Raw genomic sequence first — 1657 nt, 5'->3', positions numbered from 1 at the left:
AGCGTTGGCAATCTGAGCCACCTTATCGGTGAGACTAGTGGCCGGGGCGAGTATTTTCAGGACAAAGCGGCGCTCACCACCCGTCTGGCACAGTTGTTGTCAGAGCAAGCGGTAATGACCGTATTAGTGAAGGGTTCACGTAGTGCCGCGATGGAGCAAGTGGTGCGCGCGTTACAGGAAAAAGCACTATGTTAGTCTGGCTGACCGAACATCTGGTCCAATTTTATTCGGGGTTCAACGTCTTTTCATACCTGACGTTTCGTGCCATCGTCAGTCTNCGCATTATTCCTGTCGCTGTGGATAGGACCGCACCTTATCGCCTGGCTGCAAAAACTGCAAATCGGGCAAGTGGTACGTAATGACGGCCCGGAATCGCATTTCAGCAAGCGTGGTACGCCGACCATGGGCGGGTTAATGATCCTTGCGTCGATCACGATTTCGGTGCTGATGTGGGCCTATCCGTCCAATCCCTATGTTTGGTGCGTACTATTTGTTCTGGTAGGTTACGGCATCGTAGGCTTTATCGACGATTATCGCAAAGTGGTGTGCAAAGATACCAAGGGACTTATCGCTCGCTGGAAGTATTTCTGGCAGTCGGTGATAGCGCTGGCGGTGGCGCTCATCATGTTCGCAGTGGGGAAAGATACGCCGGCGACCCAACTGGTGGCACCGTTTTTCAAAGACATTATGCCGCAGCTAGGGCTGTGGTATGTGCTGTTGGCCTATTTCGTTATCGTCGGCACCAGCAATGCGGTCAATCTGACCGACGGTCTAGACGGCCTGGCGATTATGCCGGCGGTGTTCGTCGCCGTCGGCCTGGCGCTGGTGGCATGGGCGACTGGTAACATGAATTTCGCCGGCTACCTGCATATTCCTTATGTGCGCTTCGCCGGGGAACTGGTAGTGGTGTGTACGGCGATCGTCGGCGCTGGTCTAGGTTTTTTATGGTTCAACACTTATCCCGCGCAGGTCTTTATGGGTGACGTCGGCTCGCTGGCGCTGGGGGGTGCGCTCGGCACTATTGCTGTACTGTTGCGCCAAGAATTTTTATTGCTGATTATGGGCGGGGTGTTCGTGGTGGAAACCATGTCAGTGATATTACAGGTAGGATCGTTCAAACTGCGAGGTCAGCGTATTTTCCGTATGGCACCCATTCATCACCATTATGAATTGAAGGGCTGGCCAGAGCCACGCGTTATTGTGCGCTTCTGGATAATTTCGCTGATGCTAGTCCTTGTCGGACTAGCGACGCTGAAGGTACGGTAATCATGACGGACTATCGGGGCGAACAGGTGGTCATTATCGGGCTGGGGTATACCGGTCTCTCCTGCGTTGACTTCTTTCGCACCCGCGGCGTCACGCCGCGGGTGATGGACACTCGATTTACACCACCGGGCCTGGAGAAGTTACCGGCAGATGTCCCATGCCATCTGGGGTCGTTGAACGAAGCGTGGCTGCTCGACGCCACGCTTATCATCGCCAGCCCAGGCATCCCTTTGTCGCATCCCGAATTGGCCGCGGCGAGGGAGGCTGGCATCGCTATTGTCGGCGATATTGAGCTGTTCGCTCGCGAAGCGTCGGCGCCGGTGGTGGCGATAACCGGCTCCAACGGCAAAAGCACTGTCACCCGCATGGTGGGTAAAATGGCCGCCAGTGC

1 protein-coding gene and 3 pseudogenes are annotated in these 1657 nt (G+C 55.5%); all 4 read left to right on the top strand.

Annotated elements, in window-relative coordinates; genetic code table 11:
* Window positions 1-195: pseudogene (gene murF, locus BG74_RS06385) on the top strand (UDP-N-acetylmuramoyl-tripeptide--D-alanyl-D-alanine ligase); the annotation flags it as partial.
* A pseudogene (locus BG74_RS17435) lies at window positions 189-277 on the top strand (hypothetical protein); the annotation flags it as partial. The pseudogenes murF and BG74_RS17435, both read left to right, overlap by 7 nt.
* Before the next feature lies 1 nt (window position 278).
* Window positions 279-1266, top strand: a 988-nt coding sequence (gene mraY / locus BG74_RS06380; protein ID WP_244267385.1) for a phospho-N-acetylmuramoyl-pentapeptide-transferase, incomplete at its 5' end; no start/stop codon positions are given.
* A gap of 2 nt (window positions 1267-1268) precedes the next feature.
* A pseudogene (gene murD, locus BG74_RS17430) lies at window positions 1269-1657 on the top strand (UDP-N-acetylmuramoyl-L-alanine--D-glutamate ligase); the annotation flags it as partial.

This window comes from Sodalis-like endosymbiont of Proechinophthirus fluctus, assembly GCF_001602625.1.
Taxonomy (GTDB): Bacteria; Pseudomonadota; Gammaproteobacteria; order Enterobacterales; family Enterobacteriaceae.
This window is presented reverse-complemented; position numbering and strand designations above follow the sequence as displayed.